This is a genomic window from Streptomyces sp. URMC 126 (assembly GCF_051386555.1).
GTDB lineage: Bacteria > Actinomycetota > Actinomycetes > Streptomycetales > Streptomycetaceae > Streptomyces.
Window position 1 is genome coordinate 1 of record NZ_JBPQTX010000701.1, and the last position, 370, is coordinate 370.

Annotated in this window: 1 protein-coding gene; it reads left to right on the forward strand. The window is 74.9% G+C overall.

Features of this window, described 5'->3' with window-relative positions:
• Positions 1-236 (forward strand): VOC family protein (locus tag ACSNOK_RS33525; RefSeq protein WP_436784546.1); only part of this gene is annotated, 236 nt, incomplete at its 5' end.
• Positions 237-370 lie beyond the last annotated feature (134 nt).

The window sequence follows — 370 nt, forward strand, 5'->3', positions numbered from 1 at the left end:
TCGACGCGGAGCGCGGCATGGGCCTCGGGCGGCGGATCCTCTTCCACGCCGTCCCCGAGCCCAAGCGGGGCAAGAACCGGCTCCACATCGACGTCCACGCCGCCCCCGGGGAGCGCGACGCCGAGGTGGCGCGGCTGGAGGGGCTGGGAGCGGCGGTGCTGCGCGTGGTCACCGAGCACGGTGGCGGGCACGTGACGATGACCGACCCCGAGGGCAACGAGTTCGACGTGCAGTGACCCGGCCGCCGCGGGGTCCGCTCGCGGCGGCGGCCCGCGCGTTGCTCCGGACAGGTGTCATCGCTCCGGCCGGCCCGCGCGCGTCGGCGATCGTCATACAGCCTGCTTGTTAGGTTGCCGCGGGTGAGCGACGT